Annotated in this window: 3 protein-coding genes; 2 read left to right on the top strand and 1 reads right to left on the bottom strand. The window is 69.0% G+C overall.

Going from position 1 to position 2,779, the window contains the following annotated elements; genetic code table 11:
* Window positions 1–189, top strand: a 189-nt coding sequence (locus AC1D15_RS25550) for a VOC family protein (RefSeq protein ID WP_477828195.1), incomplete at its 5' end; no start/stop codon positions are given.
* A gap of 29 nt (window positions 190–218) precedes the next feature.
* Here the strand turns inward: AC1D15_RS25550 and AC1D15_RS25555 are convergent.
* A complete protein-coding gene (locus AC1D15_RS25555; protein WP_477828196.1) occupies window positions 219–1,175 on the bottom strand; it encodes an NPP1 family protein in 957 nt (318 codons plus the stop codon).
* 342 nt (window positions 1,176–1,517) lie between these two features.
* On the opposite strand from AC1D15_RS25555, the gene AC1D15_RS25560 reads away from it, so the two are divergent.
* Window positions 1,518–2,779, top strand: a 1,262-nt coding sequence (locus AC1D15_RS25560; RefSeq protein ID WP_477828197.1) for an ATP-binding protein, incomplete at its 3' end; no start/stop codon positions are given.

Here is a 2,779-nt window from a genome sequence, read left to right on the forward strand (position 1 = left end):
GCGATGGTGGAGGCGTTCCACCGCGCCGGGTTGGAAGCCGGCGGCCGCGACAACGGCAAGCCGGGCGAACGGCCCTACCACCCCGGCTACTACGCCGCCTTCCTGCTCGACCCGGACGGCAACAACATCGAGGCGGTGTTCCACGGCGAGGCGAAGCGCAGCGCGGGGTCGGTGGTGATCACGTTCTGACCGCGCCGGGCTCTGTCAGTCGCTGAAGATCACTCGCTGATCCGCGTGTACGTCTGCGGGTAGTTCGCCTGGAATTCCTTCGCGCGCGTGGCCCACACGTCGTCCCACAGGAACCAGACATCGGCCCAGAACGCATCGCCGCGCGGTGCGGCGTTGTTGGCCTGGTTCATGATCTCGCCGTCGTTGCGGGTCTTGAAGCTCGCGCTGCCGAAGTTCGAGTTCTCCAGCGCCACGCGGTAGTTGCGGTTGGCCAGGTAGCGGGTCCACTCGTCGCCATTCCACTGCGCGACGGCGCTGTAGTGGCTGATGATGTCCGGCGCGTAGAACTCGCCCCAGTTGCCGATGAACTCGACGTGGGCATGGTCGTTGGCATTCGCGAAGCGGAACGCGTGGGTGCCTGCGCCGTCCTTGTGATAGACCACCAGCGGGTGCCCCCAGTGGTTCTCCAGCCCGGCCATCGGCAGCGTGGTGTAGTTGCCGTGCGCGCTGACCGACACGTGCGAGATGAAATCGCCCCCACCGTTCTTCTTGCCCGTCCAGACGATCACCGTCTCGACATCGTGCTTGTGGCCGCCCAGGAACGTGAGGCCGATCGCCTGGTCCTTCTCGAAGTACAGCTCGTAGAAGTGCGCGCAGCGCTCGATGCGATCGCTGCCCTCCACCGTCTCGCGGCACAGCTGGCGGTGGATGGTGTTGGCGAAGTTGCCCCAGCCGCCGTCGCGGCAGGCGCCCTGCACGGTGCCGGTGGCGTTCAGGCCGGGGTTCTGGCTCAGGTTGTTGTTGCGGTTGAACGGTGTGGCCGGGTAGCAGCCATCGGAATCGAAATCGAACATCGGATGGAAGTCGCGGACCTGCTTCTCGTTGTACTTCGTGATGGCAGTGTCCCAGCGCGGCAGTTCATCGGCGTGGGCCGCGGCAGCGGTCACGGCGATGAGAGCAATCGCGATGGACTTCAGGGCACGCAGGGAGAAGAACGTGTTCGTCATGTTCTGACATGAAGTGGAGGGCCGGCGGACTGTGCGGCCCGCCCATGACGGCCTGTTGACGCTACAGGCGCACCACGCCCTCGATCCAGCCACGAACCGGCCATCCACATACAGCCGCAGGCTGTCGCCGTCGGACTCGGCTTCACACTGGGCGACCAGGCCCTGGCAGCCATCCATCGCGAAATGCGATGGTGCCGGCCTGTGCGAGAGCGTGCGGATAATGGTCGTGATGAAATCCATGGGCGGTCTCCCGGGGGTCTGATGCAGTGCGGCGACTGTCCCGCGCACGCCATCGCCGCGTCCTTCACCCACCTGAAATCAAGCTGAAACCCGCGCCAACMCGTGTCGACACCGCTCCACTTCGGTCGCTTCGAACTGCGCCCTGCCGAACGCCTGCTGCTGGACGACGGCAAGCCGGCGGCGCTCGGCGTGCGGGCCCTCGACGTGCTGATCGCGCTGGCGCAGCGGCGCGACCAGGTGGTGGGGCAGGAGGATCTGATCGATCTCGCGTGGCCCGGCCTGGTGGTCGAGCCGAACAACCTGCAGGTGCAGATCTCGGCCTTGCGCAAGCTGCTGGGGGCGGAAGCGATTGCCACCGTGAAGCGCCGCGGCTACCAGTTCACCGCCGCGCTGCGCGAGGCGGAGCCCGAGCGCGGCGAAGCCGCCTCCACACCGCACCGCCTGCCGCTGCTGCGCACCCGCTTCATCGGCCGCGAGCACGCGCTGGCCGACTGCGCCGGCCTGCTGGAGCGCGCACCGCTGCTGACGCTCACCGGCACCGGTGGCAGCGGCAAGACCCGCCTGGCGATCGAGCTCGCGCAGCGGCAGCTGGCGGGCTTTGCGGCGGGCGCGTGGTTCGTCGACCTCGCGGCCCTGCAGGATCCACGGCGCCTGCTCGCCGCCGTGGCGTCGGCCGTCGGCGCCCGGCAGGACACGACGGCCGATCCGCTCGACGCGCTGTGCGCGCACATCGGCGCGGCACGCGCGCTGCTGGTGCTCGACAACTGCGAGCACCTCATCGACCCCGTGGCACGGCTCGCCGACCGCCTGCTCGGCGCCTGCGCCGGCCTGCGCATCCTTGCCACCAGCCGCGAGGCGCTGGGCTTGCCGGGCGAGCAGATCTTCGCGGTCGGCCCGCTGCCATTCGACTCCGATGCCGTGCGCCTCTTCGTCGACCGGGCCCGGCTCGCCAGGCCCGACTTCGCGCTGACACCGGCCAACGCCCCGGTCATCGCCGAGATCTGCCGCCGGCTCGACGGCATCGCCCTCGCGATCGAGCTGGCCGCGGCGCGCGTGCGCATGTTTGCGGTCGACGAGATCCGCGCGCGGCTGGACGACCGCTTCCGCTTCCTCACCGGCAGCTCGCACGTGGCGCCGCGTCATCGCACGCTGAGCGCCACGCTGCAGTGGAGCGTGAAGCTGCTGTCCGAGCCGGAAGCGCAGGTCTTCGCGCGGCTCTCGGTCTTTGTCGGTGGCTGCACGCTGGCCGCGGCGGCCGTGGCCGCGGGCATCGACGATGAATACGCCGCACTGCAGATCGTGACGCAGCTGCACGACAAATCGCTGCTCGTGATGGCGCCCGAGAACCTGCCCGAGCCGCGCTT

The organism is Rhizobacter sp. P2_H2, assembly GCF_056403375.1.